22 protein-coding genes and 2 pseudogenes are annotated in these 21,412 nt (G+C 70.6%); 10 read left to right on the top strand and 14 right to left on the bottom strand.

The genetic code is table 11. The features are described from left to right. Positions 1-421 (bottom strand): alpha-amylase family glycosyl hydrolase (locus P1P70_RS19815; protein WP_413471495.1); only part of this gene is annotated, 421 nt, incomplete at its 3' end. Between the two features lie 200 nt (positions 422-621). Further along, entirely contained in the window at positions 622-1,887 is a 1,266-nt protein-coding gene (locus tag P1P70_RS19810; RefSeq protein WP_319239541.1) for an ABC transporter substrate-binding protein, read from the bottom strand. Between the two features lie 124 nt (positions 1,888-2,011). On the opposite strand from P1P70_RS19810, the gene P1P70_RS19805 reads away from it, so the two are divergent. The 3 genes from P1P70_RS19805 to P1P70_RS19795 are packed head-to-tail and all read left to right on the top strand — an operon-like array spanning position 2,012 to position 5,583. Further along, entirely contained in the window at positions 2,012-2,530 is a 519-nt protein-coding gene (locus P1P70_RS19805; RefSeq protein ID WP_319239538.1) for a PadR family transcriptional regulator, read from the top strand. After that, positions 2,527-3,276, top strand: coding sequence for an ABC transporter ATP-binding protein (locus P1P70_RS19800; RefSeq protein WP_319239536.1), 750 nt, complete (start codon positions 2,527-2,529; stop codon positions 3,274-3,276). The genes P1P70_RS19805 and P1P70_RS19800 overlap by 4 nt, the downstream gene beginning before the upstream one ends. 3 nt (positions 3,277-3,279) lie before the next feature. After that, entirely contained in the window at positions 3,280-5,583 is a 2,304-nt protein-coding gene (locus P1P70_RS19795) for an ABC transporter permease (RefSeq protein ID WP_319239533.1), read from the top strand. Between the two features lie 52 nt (positions 5,584-5,635). Here P1P70_RS19795 and P1P70_RS19790 read toward each other — a convergent pair whose 3' ends face one another. From P1P70_RS19790 to P1P70_RS19780, 3 genes are all read right to left on the bottom strand, one after another. Beyond that, positions 5,636-6,862, bottom strand: coding sequence for a phospholipase D-like domain-containing protein (locus P1P70_RS19790; RefSeq protein ID WP_319239530.1), 1,227 nt, complete (start codon positions 6,860-6,862; stop codon positions 5,636-5,638). A 22-nt stretch (positions 6,863-6,884) separates the two neighbouring features. Next, a complete protein-coding gene (locus tag P1P70_RS19785) occupies positions 6,885-7,055 on the bottom strand; it encodes a hydrophobic protein (protein ID WP_319239528.1) in 171 nt (56 codons plus the stop codon). A 98-nt stretch (positions 7,056-7,153) separates the two neighbouring features. Further along, entirely contained in the window at positions 7,154-8,317 is a 1,164-nt protein-coding gene (locus P1P70_RS19780) for a PP2C family protein-serine/threonine phosphatase (RefSeq protein WP_319239525.1), read from the bottom strand. A 429-nt stretch (positions 8,318-8,746) separates the two neighbouring features. Here P1P70_RS19780 and P1P70_RS19775 point away from each other — a divergent pair, with 429 nt between their 5' ends. Beyond that, a complete protein-coding gene (locus P1P70_RS19775) occupies positions 8,747-10,048 on the top strand; it encodes a ferric reductase-like transmembrane domain-containing protein (RefSeq protein WP_413471496.1) in 1,302 nt (433 codons plus the stop codon). A 225-nt stretch (positions 10,049-10,273) separates the two neighbouring features. Continuing rightward, entirely contained in the window at positions 10,274-11,401 is a 1,128-nt protein-coding gene (locus P1P70_RS19770) for a GH12 family glycosyl hydrolase domain-containing protein (RefSeq protein WP_319239522.1), read from the top strand. Between the two features lie 173 nt (positions 11,402-11,574). Here the strand turns inward: P1P70_RS19770 and P1P70_RS19765 are convergent. Further along, positions 11,575-11,892, bottom strand: a pseudogene (locus P1P70_RS19765) (cellulose-binding protein); the annotation flags it as partial. 330 nt (positions 11,893-12,222) lie between these two features. On the opposite strand from P1P70_RS19765, the gene P1P70_RS19760 reads away from it, so the two are divergent. Further along, positions 12,223-14,241 carry a non-reducing end alpha-L-arabinofuranosidase family hydrolase gene (locus tag P1P70_RS19760; protein ID WP_319239519.1) on the top strand — a complete coding sequence of 673 codons (2,019 nt, stop codon included), beginning with the start codon at positions 12,223-12,225 and terminating at the stop codon, positions 14,239-14,241. Between the two features lie 61 nt (positions 14,242-14,302). Here P1P70_RS19760 and P1P70_RS19755 read toward each other — a convergent pair whose 3' ends face one another. The 4 genes from P1P70_RS19755 to P1P70_RS19740 all read right to left on the bottom strand — a co-directional run bounded on the left by P1P70_RS19755 (position 14,303) and on the right by P1P70_RS19740 (position 15,920). Continuing rightward, on the bottom strand, positions 14,303-14,686 hold the full coding sequence (locus tag P1P70_RS19755; protein WP_184903038.1) for a toxin Doc: 384 nt from the start codon (positions 14,684-14,686) through the stop codon (positions 14,303-14,305). Then, complete coding sequence (locus tag P1P70_RS19750; RefSeq protein ID WP_319239513.1) at positions 14,686-14,925, bottom strand: hypothetical protein; 240 nt, start codon at positions 14,923-14,925, stop codon at positions 14,686-14,688. The genes P1P70_RS19755 and P1P70_RS19750 overlap by 1 nt, the downstream gene beginning before the upstream one ends. Before the next feature lie 14 nt (positions 14,926-14,939). Beyond that, positions 14,940-15,350 (bottom strand): metalloregulator ArsR/SmtB family transcription factor, encoded by a 411-nt coding sequence (locus P1P70_RS19745; protein ID WP_319239510.1) that lies wholly within the window; start codon positions 15,348-15,350, stop codon positions 14,940-14,942. 195 nt (positions 15,351-15,545) lie between these two features. Next, positions 15,546-15,920: a hypothetical protein gene (locus P1P70_RS19740; RefSeq protein WP_319239507.1), complete on the bottom strand. Its 375-nt coding sequence runs from the start codon at positions 15,918-15,920 to the stop codon at positions 15,546-15,548. Positions 15,921-16,176: 256 nt separating this feature from the next. Between P1P70_RS19740 and P1P70_RS19735 the strand changes: the two genes are divergently transcribed. Continuing rightward, positions 16,177-16,779, top strand: a complete 603-nt coding sequence (locus P1P70_RS19735) for a cysteine hydrolase family protein (protein ID WP_319239504.1) — start codon at positions 16,177-16,179, stop codon at positions 16,777-16,779. Between the two features lie 10 nt (positions 16,780-16,789). Then, positions 16,790-17,707: a GlxA family transcriptional regulator gene (locus P1P70_RS19730; RefSeq protein WP_319239501.1), complete on the top strand. Its 918-nt coding sequence runs from the start codon at positions 16,790-16,792 to the stop codon at positions 17,705-17,707. 24 nt (positions 17,708-17,731) lie between these two features. Here the strand turns inward: P1P70_RS19730 and P1P70_RS19725 are convergent, their stop codons facing one another. Both P1P70_RS19725 and P1P70_RS19720 read right to left on the bottom strand, forming a co-directional pair. Then, positions 17,732-18,571, bottom strand: coding sequence for an endonuclease/exonuclease/phosphatase family protein (locus P1P70_RS19725; protein WP_319239498.1), 840 nt, complete (start codon positions 18,569-18,571; stop codon positions 17,732-17,734). Between the two features lie 108 nt (positions 18,572-18,679). Further along, on the bottom strand, positions 18,680-19,141 hold the full coding sequence (locus P1P70_RS19720; RefSeq protein ID WP_319239495.1) for a PPOX class F420-dependent oxidoreductase: 462 nt from the start codon (positions 19,139-19,141) through the stop codon (positions 18,680-18,682). Positions 19,142-19,214: 73 nt separating this feature from the next. Here P1P70_RS19720 and P1P70_RS19715 point away from each other — a divergent pair, with 73 nt between their 5' ends. Continuing rightward, entirely contained in the window at positions 19,215-19,649 is a 435-nt protein-coding gene (locus tag P1P70_RS19715) for a VOC family protein (protein WP_319239492.1), read from the top strand. Between the two features lie 15 nt (positions 19,650-19,664). Here the strand turns inward: P1P70_RS19715 and sigJ are convergent, their stop codons facing one another. Beyond that, on the bottom strand, positions 19,665-20,618 hold the full coding sequence (gene sigJ, locus P1P70_RS19710) for an RNA polymerase sigma factor SigJ (protein WP_319239489.1): 954 nt from the start codon (positions 20,616-20,618) through the stop codon (positions 19,665-19,667). Positions 20,619-20,720: 102 nt separating this feature from the next. Here sigJ and P1P70_RS19705 point away from each other — a divergent pair, with 102 nt between their 5' ends. Continuing rightward, positions 20,721-21,095, top strand: coding sequence for a hypothetical protein (locus P1P70_RS19705; protein WP_319239486.1), 375 nt, complete (start codon positions 20,721-20,723; stop codon positions 21,093-21,095). A 37-nt stretch (positions 21,096-21,132) separates the two neighbouring features. Here the strand turns inward: P1P70_RS19705 and P1P70_RS19700 are convergent. Then, a pseudogene (locus tag P1P70_RS19700) lies at positions 21,133-21,412 on the bottom strand (hypothetical protein); the annotation flags it as partial.

Below are 21,412 nucleotides of genomic sequence, written 5' to 3'. Positions count from 1 at the left end.
GTCCCCGCCCGTCGGCGAAGTGGAAGCGGGAGCGGGCCGTGCTGCCGGGCGGTGCGGCGAGCGCCTCACGGAACCACGGGTGCTCGCTGGAGCAGTGGTTGGGGACGATGTCGAGCAGAACCCTGATGCCCAGCCGCCTGGCGTCCGCCACCAGCAGGTCGAACTCGGCGAGGTCGCCGAAGAGCGGGTCGACGTCGCGGTGGTCGGCGACGTCGTAGCCGTGGTCGTGCTGGGGCGAGGGGTAGAAGGGGCTCAGCCAGATCCCGTCGACGCCGAGCTTCCTCAGGTACGGCAGTCCGGCCCTGACTCCGGCGAGATCGCCGACGCCGTCGCCCGTGCTGTCCAGGAAGCTGCGGACGTACACCTGGTAGATCACTGCGTCGCGCCACCAGCGACGTGTGTCGATGTGCTTGGAACTCACCCGTTGACCTGTCTGTGCGACCTGACGGTTATGCATGCATGTTAGGTAGGAGTGTCGCGGAGGTGTCAACGAGTAGACAGAAGCTACCGGAAAGTTGGGTGCTCAAATGGGGATTTATCGGGTCAGCAGGGCATCATATGAGACGCTCGCGTTACCTAACATGTAACTAGAGAGCTGCTCAGGAACTACCGAGGGGCGAACTAGCCCCGGGAGATGTCGGCGAGTTCGCGGGTCAGCCGTCGCACCGTCGCCTCGGGCGTCCGGTGCCCGGCCAGCGCGTCGTGCACGACCGCCTGGACGACCAGGCTGACCTGGTCGTACCGCGGGCTCTTGGGGCGTGGCGCGGCCGCGAGGACGCTCGCGCGCAGCGTCGGCAGGTACGGGAACTCCCGCACCAGGCCCGGGTCCTCGTACAGCTCCGCGCGGACGGGAGGCAGCGCGCCCCGGGTGAGGACCTGCCGCTGGACGCGCTCGCCGGTGAGGTACGCGATCAGGCGCGCGGCGGTGTCGGGGTGCTCGGCGTGGGCGCTGACGGCCAGGTTGGAGCCGCCGAGCACACTGGTCCCGGGCCCGTCCGGCCCCGGCAGCGGCACGGCGCCGACCTTCCCGGCGACCGCCGAGCCCGCGGCGGAGGCGCTGACGTAGGCGTAGGGCCAGTTGCGCAGGAAGAGCAGCCGGCCGTCCTGGAACGCCTGCCGGGACTCCTCCTCCTTGTACTGCAGCGCCTCCCGGGGGATCCAGCCCTCGCGCACACCACGGGCGAGGAAGCCGATGCCCTCCTGGGCCGCCGAGCCGACGGTGACGCGTTCGCCCTCGTCACCGAGGATGGTGCCGCCCGCCGAGTACACGGCCTCGGCCGCGTTGACGGTCAGGCCCTCGTAGGGCAGGAACTGGCCCGCGTAGCCGTCGAGTCCGTGCCGGGGCGCGACGGTCTTCGCGTAGCGCTCCAACTCGGCCCAGGTGCGGGGCGGCGGCAGACCCTCCTTTGCGAGGACGTCCGCGCGGTAGAGGAGCAGACCCGCGTTGGTGACGTACGGGACGGCGTAGAGCCGACCGTCGTACGTAGCCGTGTCCACGACCGGCGGGAGGAAGCTGCCGAGCGGGAAGCGGTTCCTCGGCAGCGGACGGATCCAGTCGGCGGCGGCGAACTCCGAGGTCCAGGTGACGTCGATGTTGAGGACGTCGAACCGGCCGCGTCCGTCGGCGCGCAGATCGGTGATCATCTGGGCGCGGGTCTCGTCGGCGGAGTCCGGCAGCTCGACGAGGGTGACCTTCTCCCCGGGGTGGGCCCGGTTCCAGCCTTCGAGGAGGGGGCCGAGATAGCCGGTGAGGTCGCCCGCGGTGGCGAGGGTCAGCGGACCCCGGCCCCTGAGTCCGCCGTCGGCCCGGGCCCCGGAGGCTCCGTAACCGGCCAGCACGACCGCGAGGACGAGGAGGCTCCTACCGGCGGCGCGCATCCACCGCATAGGTTCCTCCCTGTACACCGGCACCGGGCACCTTCGCCCGGAGTCAGGGGCCATGTATACCTGTTAGGTATGGGCGATACTAGGGCCTGGAACACAATACGAGGCTGCGAGGAGGACAGCTCGAGTGCGCCTGCCCCTCCTGGCCCTGCTGGCGCGCGGCCCGGCCCACGGCTACGAGCTCAAGCAGGACCTTGAGCAACTGCTGGGCGCCGCGTACCCTCAGCCGAACGTCGGCCAGATCTATGTGACCCTCGGCCGCCTCGAGAAGTCGGGCCTGATCGAGGGCGAGGAGGTCGAGCAGTCGAGCCGGCCCAACAAGAAGATCTACCACCTCACCGACGCCGGGCGGGAGGCGCTGCGCGCCTGGTACGAGGAGACGGCGGAGGAGCCGCGGGTCCGGGACGAGTTCTTCATGAAGCTCGCGCTCGCCCCGCAGACGGGTCTCGCCGACCAGATCGCCCTGATCAACAGACAACGGCGCCACTACCTGAACACCATGCGCAATCTGTCGAAGCTCTCCACAGCCGAGAACGGCCGGGACAACCGTGTCTCCCGGCTGCTGATCGAGGGCGCCATGCTGCACCTCCAGGCCGACCTCGACTGGCTGGAGCGCTGCCAGGAGGAGCTGGAGGAGCCCGGGTGAGCGACGTCCCCATCCCTGTGCTGCGGGCCGAGGGCCTCGTCAAGACCCATCACGGGCAGGGCGCGCCCGCCCATGCCGTGCGCGGAGTGGACCTGTGCGTGCGCGAGGGCGAGTTCGTGGCCGTCACCGGTCCGTCCGGTGCGGGCAAGTCGACGCTGCTGCATCTGCTCGGCGGGTTGCAGCGGCCGGACAGCGGCAGCGTCTGGCTGGGCGGCGAGCGCACCGACGGCTACAGCGAGGCGCGCTGGGCCGTCGAGCGCCGGCGTCGGATCGGCATCGTGTTCCAGTTCTTCAACCTGGTCTCCGACCTGTCCGTCGCGGACAACGTGGAACTGCCGGCGCTGCTGGCCGGGGTCTCCGCCAAGCGGGCGCGCGCCGAGCGCGAGGAACTGCTGGCCGAGCTGGGACTCACGGGCAAGGAGCGCAGCATGCCGGGCGAACTCTCCGGCGGCGAGCAGCAGCGCGTCGCGCTCGCCCGGGCCCTGGTGAACCGTCCGCCGCTGCTGCTGGCGGACGAGCCCGCGGGGAGTCTGGACAGCAAGGGAACGCGCGAGGTGACGCGGGTGCTGTCCCGTTTCCACCGGCGGGGGCAGACGATCCTCCTGGTCACGCACGACGCACGCCTGGCGAGTGCGGCGGACCGGGTCATCAGCTTCTTCGACGGCCGCATAGCGGACGACGTCGAGCTGGACGGCACGCCGGTACCCGGCGCGGGGGTGCCCGCCGTGCTGGAGCTGAAGGACTGACCGATGCGAGCCATGTTGCGCTGGGCGCACTCGGACCTGCGGACCCATCGCGGCGAGGCACTGTTCTTGGTCCTCGCCACCGTCGGCATCGTCGCCTCCCTGCTGCTGGCGGCGGCGCTGTTCGGCTACGCGACGAACCCCTGGCAGCGTGTCTTCACGCAGTCCCGGGGCGCCCATGTGTGGATCCACACCGCCGCCTCCACCGAGGCCTCCGACCTCACCGCGCTGGACGACCTGGACGGGGTCGAGGCGGTGGCGGGCCCCTACCCCACCACCGCCACGACGGTCGCCTCACGGGGCGCACGCGCCTCGGTCGAGCTGCGCGGCACGAGCGAGCGGCCCGTCACCGGCCGCCCGCTGCTCACCTCCGGCCGGTGGCTGGACCCCGGCAGACCCGACGGGGTGGTGCTGGAGAGCGGTCTCGCCCAGGCGCTGCTGGCCGGGCCCGGGGACGTCCTCACCCTGCCGGGCCGCACCGGATCCCTGACCGTCCTCGGCGTCGCCGACAGCGCCGAGCCCGGTTACCGCAAGGGCGAGCGCCCCGGGCTGGTCTGGGCGCCGCCGGCCGCCCTGCCCCGTACCGGCTCCGTCGGTGGCCAGGTGATCGGGCTGCGGCTGACCGACCCGGACGCCACCGACTACGCTGTCCAGCGGGCCGTCACCCTGCTCGGGGCGGGCGCCGTCGGCGAGGTCTCCTCCTGGCAGCAGGCGCGCTCCGAGGCGCAGAGCGACGACCGGCTGCTCGGTCAGGTGCTGGGGCTTTTCGGACTGGGCGCGCTGGTCGCCGCGGGTCTCGCCGTGCACGGGGCGATCGGCACCCGGGTCCGGGGGCATCTGCGGGACATCTCGATCCTCAAGGCGATCGGTTTCACCCCGGGCCAGCTCGTGCGTGTCTTCCTGCTCCAGCACCTCGCCTACGCCCTGCTGGGGGCGGTGACCGCGGCGGTGCTCACCGAGGCGCTGGCGCCCCGGCTGCCGGGGCGGCTCGGGGACGCGGTCGATGTGTGGCAGGGGCTGCCTGGGCACACGGTCGCCCTGGTCCTGGTGCCGGTGACGGTGGTGCTGTTCATCGGCGCGACCACCGGCCTCGCGGCCTGGCGGGCGGGGCGGGTCCCCCCGGTGCCGGTGCGCCGGGCCGCCCTGTCGGCCGGCGGGCCCCTGTCCGCGCCGGCACGCCGGGCGCTTGCCCTGCGGCTGCCGGCCGCACTGGTCCTCGGCTGGCACAAGGCGTTCACCCGCCGACCCCGCACCCTGGCCACCGTCGCCCGGCTCGCGCTGCCGTTGACGCTGATCGTGGTGGCGATGAGCGCCTGGACGACCATCGACCGCTTCCACGGCCACCCGGAGCGGATGGGCCTGCCCGCCGCGCTGACCGTGCGTGCCGACGACGGTGCGAACGCCCCGGCGACGCGGGCCCTCCTGGCCCGTCATCCGGACGTGACCGCCGTCCACCCCGGTGTCGAGGTGGCCGCCCTGGTGCCGGGCCAGACGGCCACGATCGCGCTGCGCGGCCTCGGTACGGACGAGGACCCCTACCCCTTCTCGCTCGCCGAGGGCCGTACGGCCCGGGGACCCGACGAGGCGGTCGCCGGGCAGGGACTGCTGGACCTGCTGGACGTGCGCGTCGGCGACTGGGTGCGCATGACGGTGGGCGGCCGGCCGCAGATCCTGCACATCGTGGGCCGCAGCATCGAACCGGACAACGCCGGCCGCGTCATCTCCACCTCGCTCGACACCCTCCGCGAGAACGACCCCGGGCTCCGCCCCACGCTCTACCAGCTGCGCCTGCGTCCCGACGCCGATCCGCAGGGGGTCGCGGCCGAACTGACCGGCGCGGCGGGTCGGGGACAGCTGGAGGCGCACGCCGTGACGAACCCCGCCGACGGCCTCTCGCCGCTGCGGGGTGTCGTCGTGGGTCTGCTGGGCGTTCTCGCGCTGATCGGTCTCGTCGAGCTGCTGACCGTCATCGGCGGCACGGTGCGCGAGGGCGAGCGGGACCTGCCGGCGCTCAAGGCGGCCGGGCTGTCACCTCGGCAGATCACCGCGATCACCGTGACCGCCACGGGCTGCACCGCCCTGGCCGCGATCACGGTCGCTCTGGCGCTGGGGCTCCCCCTCGCGCACTGGCTGATCGACGCGCAGGGCCGGTCGAGCGGCATCGGGGCCGGCATCGCGCAGGGGCCCTCCCTCATGGCGTTGTCCGCCTTCGGGGCGGCGGCGCTCCTGGGGGCGCTGGCCCTGGCCGCCGTGCCCGCGGCCCGCGCGGCCCGCCGACGCCTCGCGGACACGCTGAGCGCGGTGGCGTGACGGGGCTCGCGCGGGCTCCCGGCCCACCTGGTCCCGGTCCCGTGATCCCCGGTCAGAGAAAGCGGCGGACGGGCTGGACCGCGACTTCACGGGCCCTTCGTACCAGGGAGCGCCGCTTCCAACGGCCGGGCATGATCGGATCGCTCGACGCGATGTCCTCCTCGAAGTGGTCGTCGAGGGTGCGGGTGAAGTCCTCGTCGAGCACGGCCAGCATGATCTCCTCGTCGTGGTCGAGGGAGCGGCGGTTGAAGTTGGTCGAACCGATCAGCGTGGCGACGCGGTCGACCGTGACGACCTTCGCGTGCATCATCGTCGGCCGGTACTGGTAGATCTTCACTCCGCAGGCGATCAGGTCGTCGTAGTGGTGCTGACCGGCCAACTGGCAGACCCGTTTGTCGGTGTGCGGGCCCGGCAGAAGGATCTCCACCGTCGCCCCGCGCCGGGCGGTGGCGCACAGCAGCTCCACGAAGTACGCGTCCGGGGAGAAGTACGCGGTGGCCAGGCGGAAGCGCTCCTCGGCGGATTCCAGCATGACGCGCATCAGGGTCTGCATGTCCTGCCAGCCGAGGCTGGCCGAGCCGCGCACCACCTGGACGATCGCCCCGCCCTGCGGGCGGTGCTCGATGAACCGGTCCCGTTCGTCGAAGAGTTCGTCGTGGCACTCGGCCCAGTTCTGCGCGAACGCGGCGGCCATGCCGTCGACGGCGGGGCCGCGGACCTCGACGTGCGTGTCACGCCACTCGTTCTCGTCGCGGGCGTCGCCGCACCATTCCTGGGCGATGCCCACCCCGCCGGTGAACGCGGTCTCCTCGTCGACGACGAGGACCTTGCGGTGGCAGCGGTGGTTCTGTTTGAGCGGGGAGAGATACAGCGGTTTACGGAACCAGGCCACCTGCACGCCGGCCCGCTCCATCGTCCGCAGTTGCTCGGCCTCGATCAGCCGGCTGCCGAACCCGTCCAGGAGGAGCCGTACCCGCACTCCGGCGCGGGCCCGCTCCGCGAGCGCCCGGGCGAACTCGCGGGCGATGTCTCCCCTCCAGTACACGAACGTCATCATGTCCACCGTGTGCCGGGCACGGCGGATCGCGCCCAGCATCGCGGCGAAGATCTCGTCCCCGTTGCGCAGCGGGGTGAGCGCGTTGCCCTCGGTCGCCGCGACTCCTATCAGGCGTTCCAGTCTTCGGCGCAGGCGCAGGACGCGGTGTTCCACGGACGGTGGCGCGTCCTGGCCTTCGAGGCGTCGGGGAGTCAGCTCGGGCGTTTCTCGCGTACGGGTCATGGCCGTCGGCATCTCGCTCGCGTCACCATCGGTACCAGCGGCCGCGGCCACCACCGGCGTGGGTGGAGCGCATCACGAAGCCCAGTAGCCACAGCACCAGAACGGCGATAGCCACCCACCACAGCACCTCGAGAGCGAACCCCGCACCGAAGAGGATCACGGCGAGCAGCAGAACCAGAAGCAAGGGAACCATTGTCATCAACCTCCTGCGCCACCGTTTGCCCTGCCAATGCTTCACCAATCCCCCATCATTCCTTGTTTATGAAGGAACAACTGGGGCATGGGCGGCGCTCATTCGGGATTGCCGTGCCAGTCCAGTACCAGGACCGTGGCGTCGTCCTTGAGGTGGCCGTGGCAGGCGTCGAGCACGGCGGCGGTCAGGCTGCGGACGACTTCTCTCGGGTGCAGGGCGTGAGTCGCCCGCAGGACCGAGACCAGATCGGCGGCAGCGGCGCCGCGGTCCTGCATCCCGTCGGTGAGCAGGACGAGGCGATCACCGGGACGCAGTCGCAGTTCCTGCACGCGGTAGGGAACGGGTGCGGACACTCCGAAGGGCAGGTTGACGGCGAGTTCGACCTCCTCGACGGTGCCGTCACGCAGCCGCAGGGGCCAGGGGTGCCCGGCGTTGACCAGTTCGCACAGGCCGGTTTCGAGTTCGACGCAGAGCATCTGTCCGGTGGCCAGGCCCCGGCTGTGGCGCAACAGTGCCTGGTGGGCGTGCTCGGCCTGACGGAGCGCGTCACAACCGCTGCGGCGAGCCTGTCGCAGCGCGCCGACCAACAACGTGGCGAGCAGGGCGGACTGGGTGTCGTGGCCCATGGCGTCGGTGATGGACAGGTGCAGGGTGTCGCGGTCGAGTGTGTAGTCGTAGGTGTCTCCCCCGATGTCGTCGGCGGGGACGAGCCCGGCGGCGAGGGTGAACTGGGCCGCCTCGCAGCAGGGTGACGAGGGAAGGAGTTGGTGCTGGATCTCGGCGGCGAGACTGGTGCGGGTGGTCCGTCTGCCGAGGTGGTAGAGATCGGTGAAGCGGCGGTCCGTGACGATGATGTAGGCCAACGCGTGTGCCGCGTCCCGGACCTGCCGGAGCACGCTGTCAGCGGTGTGCTGCAGGGTCATCTCCAGGACGCCGATGCAGTCACCGCGGTTGGTGACCGGTGTGATGACACGCTGCCCGCCCTGCCCCTCCGGCTCCACGTGCTGGCGCTGGCTCCGTAGTACGTCGTCGTAGACGCTGCCGTGCAGGTCGACCGGCTCGGCCTGGTCCACTACGAGCTCACCGGCGGGCGCGGGGAGCCGTACCAGCCGCTGCCCCATGAGGTCGACGAACAGGAACGACACACGCTCCGCGCCCAGCCGCTTCTGGAGATCGTGCGCCACCACTTCGACGGAATCACCGGGTGGGGCCGCCTCCGCAGCGGCCAACAGCTCACCCAGCTCCAGGTCTGCACCTTCCACGACAACCTCCGATCGGTTGCCGCACCTTCTTCCCCGAGTTTCGTGACATCACCCGATGCGTTCACGAGAAGGAGGTCACAGCCTGTCTCACGCGCGCTACCGCCGAGCGCCCGCATTCCGCCCGATCTGCGTCTCGAACGCGGCCCGCTGTCACGGGAAGAGGCCGTGGCGCTGTCGCGGACCTGGGCCGTGGAGCAGGACCCGGGGTGCCGTCACGGCCGAACTCGTGTGCTGCCGTAACGAGGAGGAACCAGTCGAGGCCCAGCGGGGTCTACTTCTTGCCACGTTGCCTATTCTTGCCCCGCCCAGGGGGCGTGGCGGATTCGGGTGCCCGGCCCTCGAGTTCTCGTCGGGAGCGGGCGTGTGTACCTCACATGGACCGGAAGGGAAGCGGTGGAGGCGACGAGTACGTGGGTGCGGCACGGCACCATATCTCCTGTTGCCGCGGCGCGTTGGGCGCTGTGGACGTTCGTCGTGGTCAACCTGACCATCGTAGAGATCTTGTTCCTCACCACGGGCACGGGCAAGAACGGGGTGCTCACGGTCGCCAAGTTCTTCGGTCTGCACGCCGCCGTGCTGATGCTGTTCCAGCTGCTGCTGGTGGCACGGCTGCCGTGGCTCGACCGTCGTATCGGCATGGACCGGCTGACGGTGTGGCACCGCTGGGTCGGCTTCACCCTGCTGTGGACCCTCCTCACCCACGCGGCGCTGGTGGTGCTCGGCTACGCGAGGCTCAGTGACACGTCACTGACGGGCACGTTCCTCGCGCTGGCCGGAGTGCCGGCCTCCCTGCTCGGGATGCTGGCCGCGGCGGTCGTCGTCGTGGTCGCCGCGGTCTCCGCCCGCGCGGTGCGCCGACGGCTGCGGTACGAGACATGGCACGGTCTGCACCTGCTGCTCTACCTGGCGTTGGGGCTGGCGTTCGTCCACCAGTTGCTGGAGACCACGACGTTCGGCTCCTCCGCGTTCGCGTGGGCCTACTGGTGGGCCCTGTGGCTGTTCTCGTTCGGTGCCCTGGTCGCGGGCCGGATCGTCGTGCCCGTGTGGCGCAACGCCTACCACCGGTTCCAGGTCGCGGCGGTCGTGCGCGAGTCGGACGACGTGGTGTCGGTGCACGTCACCGGCCGCCACCTCGACCGGCTGCCGGCCCGGGCCGGTCAGTTCTGCGTCTGGCGGTTCCCCGGACACAACCACTGGTGGCTGGCCAACCCGTTCTCGCTGTCGGCGGCACCCGACGGCCGGACACTGCGGCTGACCGCCAAGGCGGTCGGCGGCGCCAGTGCCGGACTGCGCGAACTCCCCGTGGGGAGCCGGGCGTTCGTCGAGGGGCCGTACGGGGCGTTCACCTCGTTGCACCGGACGCGGCCCGGCGCCCTGCTGATCGCGGGTGGTGTGGGGATCACTCCGGTCCGTTCCCTGCTGGAGGAGGAACCGGCGGGTGATGTGGTCGTGCTCTACCGGGTGCGCAGCGAGAGGGACGCCGTGCTGGTCGACGAGGTACGCACGCTGATCGCGGCCCGCGGCGGGCGACTGCACCTGCTCACCGGTCGCCGGGGCGAGGGAGCACCGCCGTTCGGGCCGGACGATCTGCGGGCCCTCGTCCCCGACATCACCGAACGCGACGTGTACGTCTGCGGCCCGCCCTCGATGACCGCGGCCGTGCTCGGTTCCCTGCGCGAACTGGCGGTCCCCCGACGGCAGGTGCACGCCGAGCGGTTCGGCCTGGCCTGACCACGCGGCGGTACGTACCGGCGCCGGCAGGGACCCCCTGTCGGCGCCGGGGCACGGCGCGGCGGGCTCCGCGGGTGCGACGAGCCGCCGCAGCAGGGTTGTCAGGGGCATGCCTGCTCTCCTACAGTCCGAAGCAGAACGGAAATGGGAGCGCTCCCAGACGGGGGAACCGAGGAGCGCCCGTGCCACCCCACCTCCCGGCCGTGCCTCCGAAAGAGGTCCCCCATGCGACCGTCACCTCATCTCCCGCGTACCGCCCGCGGCGCGTTGGCCGCGTTCGTCACCGCACTGGCGACCATCGCGGCGCTCTTCGCCGCCACGCCGTCGGCCCAGGCCGACACGACTGTGTGCGAGCAGTACGGATCGAGCGTGATCCAGGGGCGCTACGTCGTCCAGAACAACCGCTGGGGCACGAGCCAGCCCCAGTGCGTCACCACCACGGACACCGGCTTCCGGGTCACCCGGGCCGACGGTTCCGTTCCCACCGACGGCGCCCCGAAGTCGTACCCCTCCGTCTTCAACGGCTGTCACTACACCAACTGCTCGCCGGGGACCAGCCTGCCCGCCCAGCTCTCGGGCATCTCCGGCGCGCCCAGCAGCATCTCGTACGGCTATGTCGGCGACGCCGTCTACAACGCCTCGTACGACATCTGGCTGGACCCGACACCCCGCACCGACGGCGTGAACCGGACCGAGATCATGATCTGGTTCAACAAGGTGGGCCCGGTCCAGCCCATCGGCTCCCCGGTCGGTACGGCCACGGTGGGCGGGCGCTCCTGGCAGGTGTGGTCGGGCAACAACGGCACCAACGACGTGCTGTCCTTCGTCGCGCCGTCGGCGATCGCGAGCTGGAGCTTCGACGTGATGGACTTCGTCCGCCAGGCCGTGTCCCGGGGACTGGCCCAGAACAACTGGTACCTGACCAGCGTCCAGGCCGGCTTCGAACCCTGGCAGAACGGCACCGGCCTGACCGTGAACTCCTTCTCGTCGGCCGTGGAGACCGGCGGACCCGGCCCCGGCACCCCGGGCGGCGGCGCGGCCTGTGCGGTGTCGTACGCCACGACAGTGTGGCAGGGCGGTTTCACCGCGAACGTCACCGTCACCAACACCGGTTCGGCGCCCGTCGACGGCTGGCGGCTGGCCTTCGCACTGCCCTCCGGCCAGAGCGTCACCAGCGCCTGGAACGCCTCACTCTCCCCGTTCTCGGGCTCCGTCACGGCGAGCGCCCTGACGCACAACGCGAGCATCTCCCCCGGTGGCAGCCAGAGCTTCGGGTTCCAGGGCACCTACGGCGGCACGTTCGCCGCACCGGCCGGCTTCAGCCTGAACGGGACCGCCTGCACCAGGATCTGACACGACCGGCGCCGGACGCCCGCACGGCGTCCGGCGCCGGCCCGTGGCCGAACGGATGCGGGGCCGCGGGGCCACGCGCTCACTTCGTCGAGGCCGAAGTCCCCTGCGCGGCGGTGGAGTTCCGGAACCGTGTGAAGAACTTCGGTTCTGGGCGGTGCAGCCGTTGTTCCTGACGAACGGAACACCGTCGGGCGGGAACAGGCGAGGGCGTACGTCATGGCGCCGCCGTAGCTGAACCCCAGGGCGAAGCGCTGTGCGGTGTCGATGCAGAGATCGGCGTCGATGCGCCGGACCATGTCGTCGACGAAGGTGACGTCCTCGCCGCCGCTGTTGGCCCAGCCGTTGTCGAGCCCCTGGGGCGCGACGAAGACGGCACTGTCGTTCGCCAGTCGCTGGAGCCCGTAGTAGGACCAGGTGCCCGTCTCCACGGTGCGGCCCGTGGAGACGTCGGTGGCGGTGCCGCCCAGCCAGTGGAACCCGAAGACCAGCCGGCCTGATGGATCGCAAGATTCGGTCATCTTCACGATCGGAGGATGCGCAAGCCAAGTAGTCGGGGACTATAGGGATGTGAGGCGGCCTGTCAACAAACCGCTTCTCATCCTCGCCACCTCCGAAAGATTTCGCGCTTGGGAGCGAACTTTGCGAGGGGTATTGACGCGGTTCACCGGCCTTCTATCATCCGAAGTGCCCGACGAGCCGATCGGCGTCCGGCATCACGAACCGGCATGTGTCATGCCCTCGTCATCCCTGTTGCACCGCGCATCCTGCGTCTTCCGCACCCGCAGCCCCCTCCATGGCACCCCGACCGTACGAGGAGAACCATGAACCCGTTGAAACGGATCGGCCGACGCCGGGCCTCGGTGTTGGGCCTGGCAGCTCTCGTGGCCCTGGTGACGCCCGGCACCGCGTCCGGCGCCCCGGACGCGGTCAAGGCGTCCACCCTGGGCGCCCAGGCGGCGCAGTCCGGACGGTACTTCGGTGCTGCCGTGGCTGCCGGAAGGCTCGGTGACGGCACGTACACGGGCATCCTGGACCGCGAGTTCAACTCGGTCACCCCCGAGAACGAGATGAAGTGGGACGCGACCGAGCGCTCGCGCGGACAGTTCACCTTCGGTCCTGCCGACCAGATCGTGAACCGCGCGGCGGCCCGGGGACAGCGCCTACGCGGCCACACCCTGGTCTGGCACTCCCAACTCCCCAACTGGGTCAGCTCCATCACGGACGCCAACACGCTGCGCTCCGTGATGAACCACCACATCACGACCGTCATGAACCGGTACAAGGGCCGGATCCACTCCTGGGACGTCGTCAACGAGGCCTTCGCCGACGGCGGCAGCGGCCAGCACCGCCCCTCGGTGTTCCAGAACCTGCTGGGCAACGGGTTCATCGAGCAGGCGTTCCGCACGGCCCGCACAGCCGATCCGGCGGCCAAGCTCTGCTACAACGACTACAACATCGAGGACTGGAACGCCGCGAAGACCCAGGGCGTCTACCGCATGGTGCGCGACTTCAAGGCGCGCGGGGTGCCCATCGACTGCGTGGGCCTCCAGGCCCACTTCGGCGCCGGCGGTCCCCCCGCCAGTTTCCGGACGACGCTGTCGAGCTTCGCCGCGCTCGGTGTGGACGTGCAGATCACGGAGCTGGACATCGCTCAGGCCCCGACGACCGCGTACGCCAACACTGTCAGGGCCTGTCTGAACGTGGCGCGCTGTACCGGCATCACCGTCTGGGGCATCCGCGACAGCGACTCCTGGCGTGCCGGGGAGAACCCTCTGTTGTTCGACCGCAACGGCAACAAGAAACCGGCGTACGGGTCGACGCTCACGGCCATGGGCGGCACGCCCACCACCCAGCGGGCGGACACCTCCTCGCCCCGGTCCGCCGCCGCTCTGCCCTCCCGCTTCTCCTGGAGTTCCAGCGGGACGCTGATCTCGCCGAAGCCGGACGCCACCCACAACATCGCCGGCATCAAGGATCCGACGGTCGTCCGGTACAACGGCAAGTACCACGTGTTCGCCAGCGTCGCGAGCTCCTCCGGGTACAACCTGGTGTACCTGAACTTCAGCGACTGGTCGCAGGCGGGCTCCGCAACGCACCACTACCTGGACCGCAGTGCCATCGGAGCCGGCTACCGGGCCGCCCCTCAGGTCTTCTACTACGCCCCGCAACGCCTGTGGTACCTCGTGTACCAGACCGGCAACGCCTCCTACTCCACCAATCCCGACATCAGCAATCCGAACGGGTGGAGCGCGCCGCGCCACTTCTACTCGTCGATGCCGGACATCATCCGGCAGAACATCGGCAACGGTTACTGGGTCGACATGTGGGTGATCTGCGACAGCGCCAACTGCTATCTGTTCTCCTCCGACGACAACGGGCACCTCTACCGGTCGCGGACGAGCGTCGGCCAGTTCCCGAACGGCTTCACCGACACCGTCATCGCGGCCCGCGACTCCAAGTACGCCCTCTTCGAAGCGAGCAACGTGTACAAGGTGCAGGGGGCCGACCAGTATCTGCTCCTGGTGGAGGCCATCGGATCGGACGGCCGGCGCTACTTCCGCTCCTGGACCTCCAGCAGCCTCGCCGGTTCCTGGACCCAGCTGGCCGCGTCGGAGAGCAATCCGTTCGCCCGCGCCAACAACGTCAGCTTCCCGTCGGGAGCGTGGACGAGGGACGTCAGCCACGGCGAGATGATCCGGTCCGGGTACGACCAGACGCTGACCATCCCCGCCTGCCGGCTGCAGTACCTGTACCAGGGCATGAACCCCGGCGCGAGCGGTGACTACAACCTGCTGCCGTGGCGGCTCGGCCTGCTCACCCAGACCAACTCGACCTGCTGATACGCCCATTGAGTCACCGCGGGCCCCCCGGCGCGCACGGCGCCCGGGGGCCTGTCGCACGTCAGATCCGCCAGGAACGCAGGGTGTCCGCGACCTCGTAGATGGTCAGCCTGCTCTCCCGGACCTTCCTGATCAGGTCCGACAGGGCGCCGTAGGGCGGATCGATGCCCTGTGCCGCCTGCTCCATGTACTGGGCGGCGACGAACGCGGCGACGAGGCTGTTGCGGTGCGGCAACGGCTCCAGGCGCGCGATGGTGTGCAGCAGCGCGGCCGCGCGCCAGGCGGCGTCGGGGTTCGACTTCTCCAGGGTCGGCATCCGGGTCTTGTGCCGGGCGACGGCCGCCACCAGGGCGGAGTAGTCCGTGACCGACACGTCCTCGCCGCCGAGGGCGGCCTCCTGGACGTCCAGCAGCCAGGAGACGTCGACGTACAGGGTCTCACTCATCAGGCGGCGGTGACTCCCTGACCACGCTGGGACGGCGGCACCTCGTCGGGGAAGGCCTCGTCGAACTCGCCGCGCAGCCGGTCCGCCCATGCGGTGGCACCGGCGACGAACCGCTTGCGGTGCATCTCGCGGACCCCGAGATCGTGCATGTACTGCTTCAGGCTCTTGCCCTCGGCCGCCGCGGCCGCCCGCACACCTTCCATTTCCTCGTCCGTGAAGGACACGTTCAGTGATGGCATACGCGGCATGGTACCTACTTGGCACCAGCCCGCGCCACCGTGTGCGGCACCGGCTCACGCGCCTCGGCCGGCCGCGTGCGGGAGGGGGCCGGCGGGAGGTCCGCCTGCTGGAGTTCGGCGAGCAGTTCGCTCTGGCCTGCGAGCAGTTCGGTCAGGATCCGGCGGGCCGCGCGGAGCAGTTCGGCCACGTCGCCACCCGCGAGGGCGTAGCTGACGGTGGAGCCCTCCCGGATGGAGACGACGATGCCGGAGCGGCGCAGGACGCCCAGCTGCTGGCTGAGGCTGGACGGTTCGATCTCGATCTCGCTCAGCAGGTCGCGTACGGGCAGCGGGCCGCCCTGGAGCAGTTCCAGGACCCTGATGCGCACCGGGTGCCCGAGCATCCGGAAGAACTCGGCCTTCGCCTGGTAGAGGGGCACCTGCATGAGAATCGCTCGCTCCCTGCCGCGTTCGACGGGCTCTGTGGGCACGGCGGCCTGGGTGCGCCACCGCGGGCGGACTTGCGTCCCCATCCTCGTGGATCCGGCCCCGCACACCCCGGGGATTGACCCGATCTGGATATGTCCAGTTGAAGAAATCTTCAACTCATGGGCGTGCGAGGCCATGGAGAACGTCGTTCGCTACACGTCGAGTTCGGCCCCGACGCGCCTGAGCTGGTGGCGGGCCATGGCCAGGTTCGATTTCGTCCGGTCGAGCACGAGGTAGAGGAACAGTCCGTTGCCGCTGCGGCCCTTGAGCGGCTGGATGATGTGGTACTGACTACCGAGGGTGATGAGCATGTCCTCGATCTCCCCCGTCAGCCCGAGGTGTTCCATGGTGCGGCTCTTGGCGCGGATCACGTCCGTGTTGCCCGCCGCCGCGACCGTGAGGTCGAGATCCTTTCCGCCGCCCAGCGTGCCCAGCGCCATTCCGCTGGTGTAGTCCACGAGCGCGGTCCCGAGGGAACCCTCGATCGAGGTCATGATCTCCTTCAGGGAAATCTCCACATTGCTCATATCGGCATCTCCTGTCGATCACTGCGCGGCTCGGGCATCGCCCTCCCCGCCGGTGCGAGGACCGTACGAGGTGCCCGTCGGCGGCATCGCCGTTGTTCCGCTAATGAACGAGGGAGCCGCGCTCTGCCACGCCTGCGGATCACTTACGACCGCTCATGCCCGCGGAGTGACCATTCGGGGCGGCTGACCGGATCGGTCCGCTCGGGGACCCGATGCGGCCTGTCGCGGCTCGGTCCGTAGGGCCGAGGCTGGGGACATGACCCGAGCACTGATCGTCATCGATGTCCAGGAGTCCTTCCGCGCCGATCCGCTGTGGGAGGCGATCTCCGACCCGAAGATCGCCGACAAGGTGGACCGGCTGGTCCGGCTGGCCCGCCGGGCCGGAGACCTGGTGGTGTGGGTCCTCCACGCCGAGCCCGGGAGCGGCGACGTCTTCGACCCGGCTCTCGGCCACGTCCGGCTGCTGGCGGGACTGGAACGCCGGGAGGACGAGGAGCCGCTGCTCCACAAGACCTCGCACAACGCGTTCACCACCACCAACCTGCAACAGATCCTCACCGAGCGCGGCGTGCGGGAGGTCGCCGTCTGCGGCATCCGCACCGAGCAGTGCGTGGAGACCACTGCCCGCGTCGCGAGCGACCTCGGCTACCAGGTCACGTTCGTCGTCGACGCGACCGCCACCCAGCCGATCCCGCACCGCGAAGCCCCCGCCGGACGGACCGTCGCCGAACTGCTCGCCGACCCCCGTACCCTGCCCGCCGACGAGGTCGTCCGCCGCACGGAGTACGCCCTCGCCGGCCGCTTCGCCACCATCGCGACGGTCGACGAGCTGGAGGCCGCGGCGGACCTTCCGGCATGATGGCCGGATCGTGAGCCGGATCGTCTTCTTCCTGGTACCCGGAGTCCATCTGCTGGACCTGTCGGGCCCCGCGCAGGTCTTCTCCACCGCGGCCGACTTCGGGTACCCCTACACGCTCACGTACGTCGCCGAGCGGCCCGAGGTCCCCTCCGCGCAGGGGCTGCCGCTGGTGGCCCGGACCGACTGGCCCGCACTCGCACCCGAGGACCTGGTCGTGGTGCCCGGCTGGCGGACGGTGACCCTGGCGGACTCACCCGCCGTCTCCGACGCCTCCCTCAAGGCCCTGGCCGACCACCACGCGCGGGGCGGGACGGTGGCCAGCGTCTGTGCCGGCGCGGAGGCGCTCGGCCGGGCCGGTCTGCTCAAGGGCCGCCGCTGCACCACCCACCACGACGTGCAGGACGAGCTGGCACTGCGCCACCCCGGCGCGGTCGTCGTCCGCGACGTCCTGTTCACCGCCGACGACCGGGTGATCACCTCGGCCGGTATCGCCAGCGGCATCGATCTGGCCCTGCATCTCGTCGCCGGACGGCACGGGCCCGCCGTCGCCGCCCAGGTCGCCCGGGACATGGTCGTCTACGCCCGCCGCAACGGCAACGAGCCGCAGTCCAGCGCGATGTTCCGGCACCGGTCCCATCTCGACGACACCGTGCACCGGGTCCAGGACCTCATCGACACCCGCTTCGACCAGCCGCTTCCGCTGACCGGTCTGGCCGCGGCCGTCGGCGTCAGCGAACGCACCCTCACCCGGCTCTTCGGCCGCGCCACCGGTCTCACCCCGCTGCGCTACCAGCAGACCCTCCGTCTGGAGCGCGCCGAGCACCTCATCAGCCACGGTGCGACGGTCGACGCCGCCGCCCGCTCGGTCGGCTTCGAGGACGCCCGCATGCTGCGCCGCCTGCGCGCCCGCGCGGAGCAGGCGCCCTAGCGTGCAGCGCGGCGGGGCGGCGGTTCAGCCGACCTCCAGGTCGGTGTGCAGCAGGTGGTGGTCCGAGGTCTCCGTCAGCCGCACCTCGTGCCGGAGCGGAGTGATGCCCCGCAGGAAGACGTAGTCGAACTTGCTCTGCCAGTCGGTGGTCACCTCGCAGTCGCCGGCGAGTGCGGGACGACACCCGGGATCGGTGTCCGTGGCCAGTTTCCACATCGGGGCGAGTTCGGGGGCGTCGGGCACCGCGTTGAAGTCGCCGACGACGACGGCACGGTCGTACCGGGCCACTACCGGGGCGAGTACGCGGACCTGTGCCGCCCGGACGTCCGCCTGCTGCCGTTGGGCGAGGTGGGTGTTGAAGACCCGGACGGACCGGCCGTCCACCTTCGTGGTGACCGCCAGGTACCCGCGGTCCTCGGACCCGCCGTCGGGGTACTCCACGTTGACGCGGTCCGTCATCGGTGCCGCCGAGAGGATCGCCTGGCCGTAGCCTCCCGGGCTCCACGGCACTCCCCCGCAACGGTTCCAGTTCTGCAGCACGGTCCCGTACTCGACGTGGTAGACCAGCCCGTGCAGGCTCTCCAGGTACTCCCGGATCCGCTCGACGTCACGCGCGCACGCTTCCTGCAACCCGATGACCTGCGGTGCGTACCTGGCGATCTCCGCCGCCCGGTCGACGTTGCTCTCCTCGCAGGGGTTGCACATGTTCCAGGTCATGACCCGGTTCGGTACGACGTCCTTGACGGCGTCGACGGGCTGCGCCCCGGCGAAGAGGCCGTCGCCGGGCGCGCTGGAGCCGAGCATGACCACACAGGCCACGGTGACGGCGCCCGTGAGCAACCGCGTTCCCTTTCCGAACACCATCGCCTCCTGCGTGGATCCACACGGCAACCTACGTCCCTGTGCACGAGGTTATGGGACGAAACTGTGAACGACGCTCGGCCGCTGCCGGCCCGGGACCTACGCGTGCCGCTACTGACCGGAGATGTCGAGCGCCGTTCCGTAGAGCCGGTTCACCCGAAGCCGGATGACCACGCGGCGTTCGGCGACCAGCTGCGCCAGGAAAGCGTCCTCGTCCTCGGGCTTCGCCTCCTCCGGGATCAGCCCGAGGAGCTCCCGCCCGACCGCGTCGCCGGGAACCGTGGTGGCCTCCGAGACCTCGGCCTCGCCCTCGGCCACGGCGAACGACCACACGTCGCCACCCTGGACATGCAGCGTCGCTCGCGGGTTGTGCCGCAGATGCTTGACCTTGATCCGGTCGGCGGTCGTCGAGAACCGCAGGACGCGGGCCTCGGGATCCCAGCCGTACAGCATGGTGGTCAGATGGGGGTGGCCATCACGTTTGACGGTGGCGAGCGTGCCGAACTTGTAGGTGCCGAGGAGACCGGAGAGGGCCTCCTCGGACAGCGGGCGCGGGGCCGGTCCTTGAGTCATGCTCTGATCAACTCCCTTCAGCCGCCGGATATTTCATGGACAGCGGGTTCGCCGCCCTTGCTATGGTGCGCCGATGTCATCGATCAAGACGGTCCAGATCACCTTCGACTGTGCGGAGCCCGAGCGCGTCGCCCGCTTCTGGTGCGAGGTGTTGGGGTATGTCGTACCGCCGCCGCCGGAGGGGTTCACCTCCTGGGACGAGTACGACCGTTCGCTGCCGCCCGAGCGCCAGGGGGCGGGGTTCGTGTGCATGGACCCGACCGGGGTCGGGCCCCGGATGTACTTCCAGCGCGTTCCCGAGGGCAAGGTCGTCAAGAACCGGGTGCATCTCGACGTGCGGGTGGGCACCGGGCTGGTGGGTGACGAGCGGGTCGCCGCGCTCGAGGCCGAGTGCGCGCGTCTGGTCGCGCTCGGCGCGGTGCGCGTACACCTGCTGCGCGCCGACGAGTTCAACGAGTCGTGCCTGCTGATGCAGGACATCGAGGGCAACGAGTTCTGTCTCGACTGAGGCCGGTCGGCGACCCTACTGTTCCCTCGCCCAGGAGCGCAGCTTCTCGGGGTTCCTGATCGCCCAGATCCGCGTGACCTGTCCGTCGGCGATGTCGAACGCGGCCACGGTCATGACGACGCCGTCGCGCCGGGCCACCAGGCCCGGCACCCCGTTGACCGACCGCTCAAGGAGTTCGAGTCCCGGCGCCCGGTCGGCGATGGCGACCATGTACTGGGCGATACGCGCGCCGCCCTCGACGGGGCGCAGTACGGTGCCGACCATGCCGCCGCCGTCGGCGGTCATCACGGCGTCCGGGTCGAGGAGACCGACGAGGGCGGCGATGTCCTTGTTCTCCCACGCCTGTTTGACGTGTCTGACGACCTCCGCGCGGTCGGCCGCCGTCACCGGAGTACGGACGACGCCCACCCGTCGCCGGGCGGAGGCGGCCAGTTGTTTGCAGGCCGAGGAGCTCCGGCCGAGGACGCCGGCGATCTCGGCGAACGGATAGCGGAAGACGTCGTGCAGCACGAACGCCACCCGCTCGGCCGGCGTCATCGACTCCAGGACGACGAGGAGGGCCATGGCCACCGACTCGTCCAGCACGATCTGGTCGGCCGGATCGGTGGGGCTCGCGGAGCCGCCGGGGCCGGCAGGGGAAGCGGGGCCGGGGGCGTGGACGACGCGTCCCCCGTGCTCCCACTCGATGCGGTCGGGCAGCGGCTCGGGCAGCCACACACCGACGTAGCGCTCGCGGCGGGCGCGCGCCGAGCCGAGCAGGTCCAGACAGATACGGCCGGTCACGGTCGTCAGCCAGGCTCCGGGTGACTCGATCTCCTCCCGCCGGCCGTTCGGCAGCCCGTACCAGCGTGCGTACGCGTCCTGTACGGCGTCCTCGGCCTCCGTCGCCGAACCGAGCAACCGGTAGGCGACATTGACCAGTTGACGCCGTTCCCCGTCCACCGCAGCCGCGCCCGTCGTCCCGTCCACCGCCGCCCCCTCGCCCAACTCGCCTTACCTTTCACCGGTCCACGTCGTCGGCCTGGAGAGACCTTATCGATCCACCGCCCGAGGCATGAAGGAGACCGCGACATGGCCACCCAGGTGACGACGACGGCGAACGCACGGCACACTTCCTCGTTCCTGCGGATCACGATCGCCCTGCAGACCCTGACGATCTTCCTTCAGGCGATCTCCGCCGGACTGCTGTTGACCTCGCCGTACGGGGAGACGCTGCACAGTGTCGGGGCACGGGTGATGTACGGGGCGACGATGCTGTACGTCCTCGCGGCGGTACTGGCGTGGAAGCCGGGCGGCGGCTCGCCGCGCCCCGTTCTGCAGGCCACGGGCTTCCTCGCCCTCGCCTCGGCCCAGGTCGTGCTCGGCATCGCCCATGTCCCGACGGTCCATCTACCCCTGGGCGTCCTGATGTTCGGCCTGAGCGTGCTGGCGCTGGCCCGCCGCTGAGGCTGCGGCTGCCGCGCCCCGATCTTCGCCGGTGCGGTTAGAAGACACCGGCACGCATGTGGTGGATGAGGTCGGCCAGGATCTCGCGGAGCCACGGGCTGCGCGCGGCGGGGAGCCGGACCAGGGTGTGCCGGAAGACTCCCGAGTCGATCCGGAACGGGTGGTGGGGGCGTGGTTCCGGCGGGTGGTCACGGAGGAGTTCGGCGTGCCTGCCGCCCCAGGTGGGGACGGGCGGCGACGGATCGGGGAAGGCCAGCCACCGCCACACCCCGAACGGAAGCGGCACCGAGCGGTCGGCGGGGGCCACCGGGGTGGGT

This window comes from Streptomyces sp. MB09-02B, assembly GCF_033794485.1.
Taxonomy (GTDB): domain Bacteria; phylum Actinomycetota; class Actinomycetes; order Streptomycetales; family Streptomycetaceae; genus Streptomyces.
This window is presented reverse-complemented; position numbering and strand designations above follow the sequence as displayed.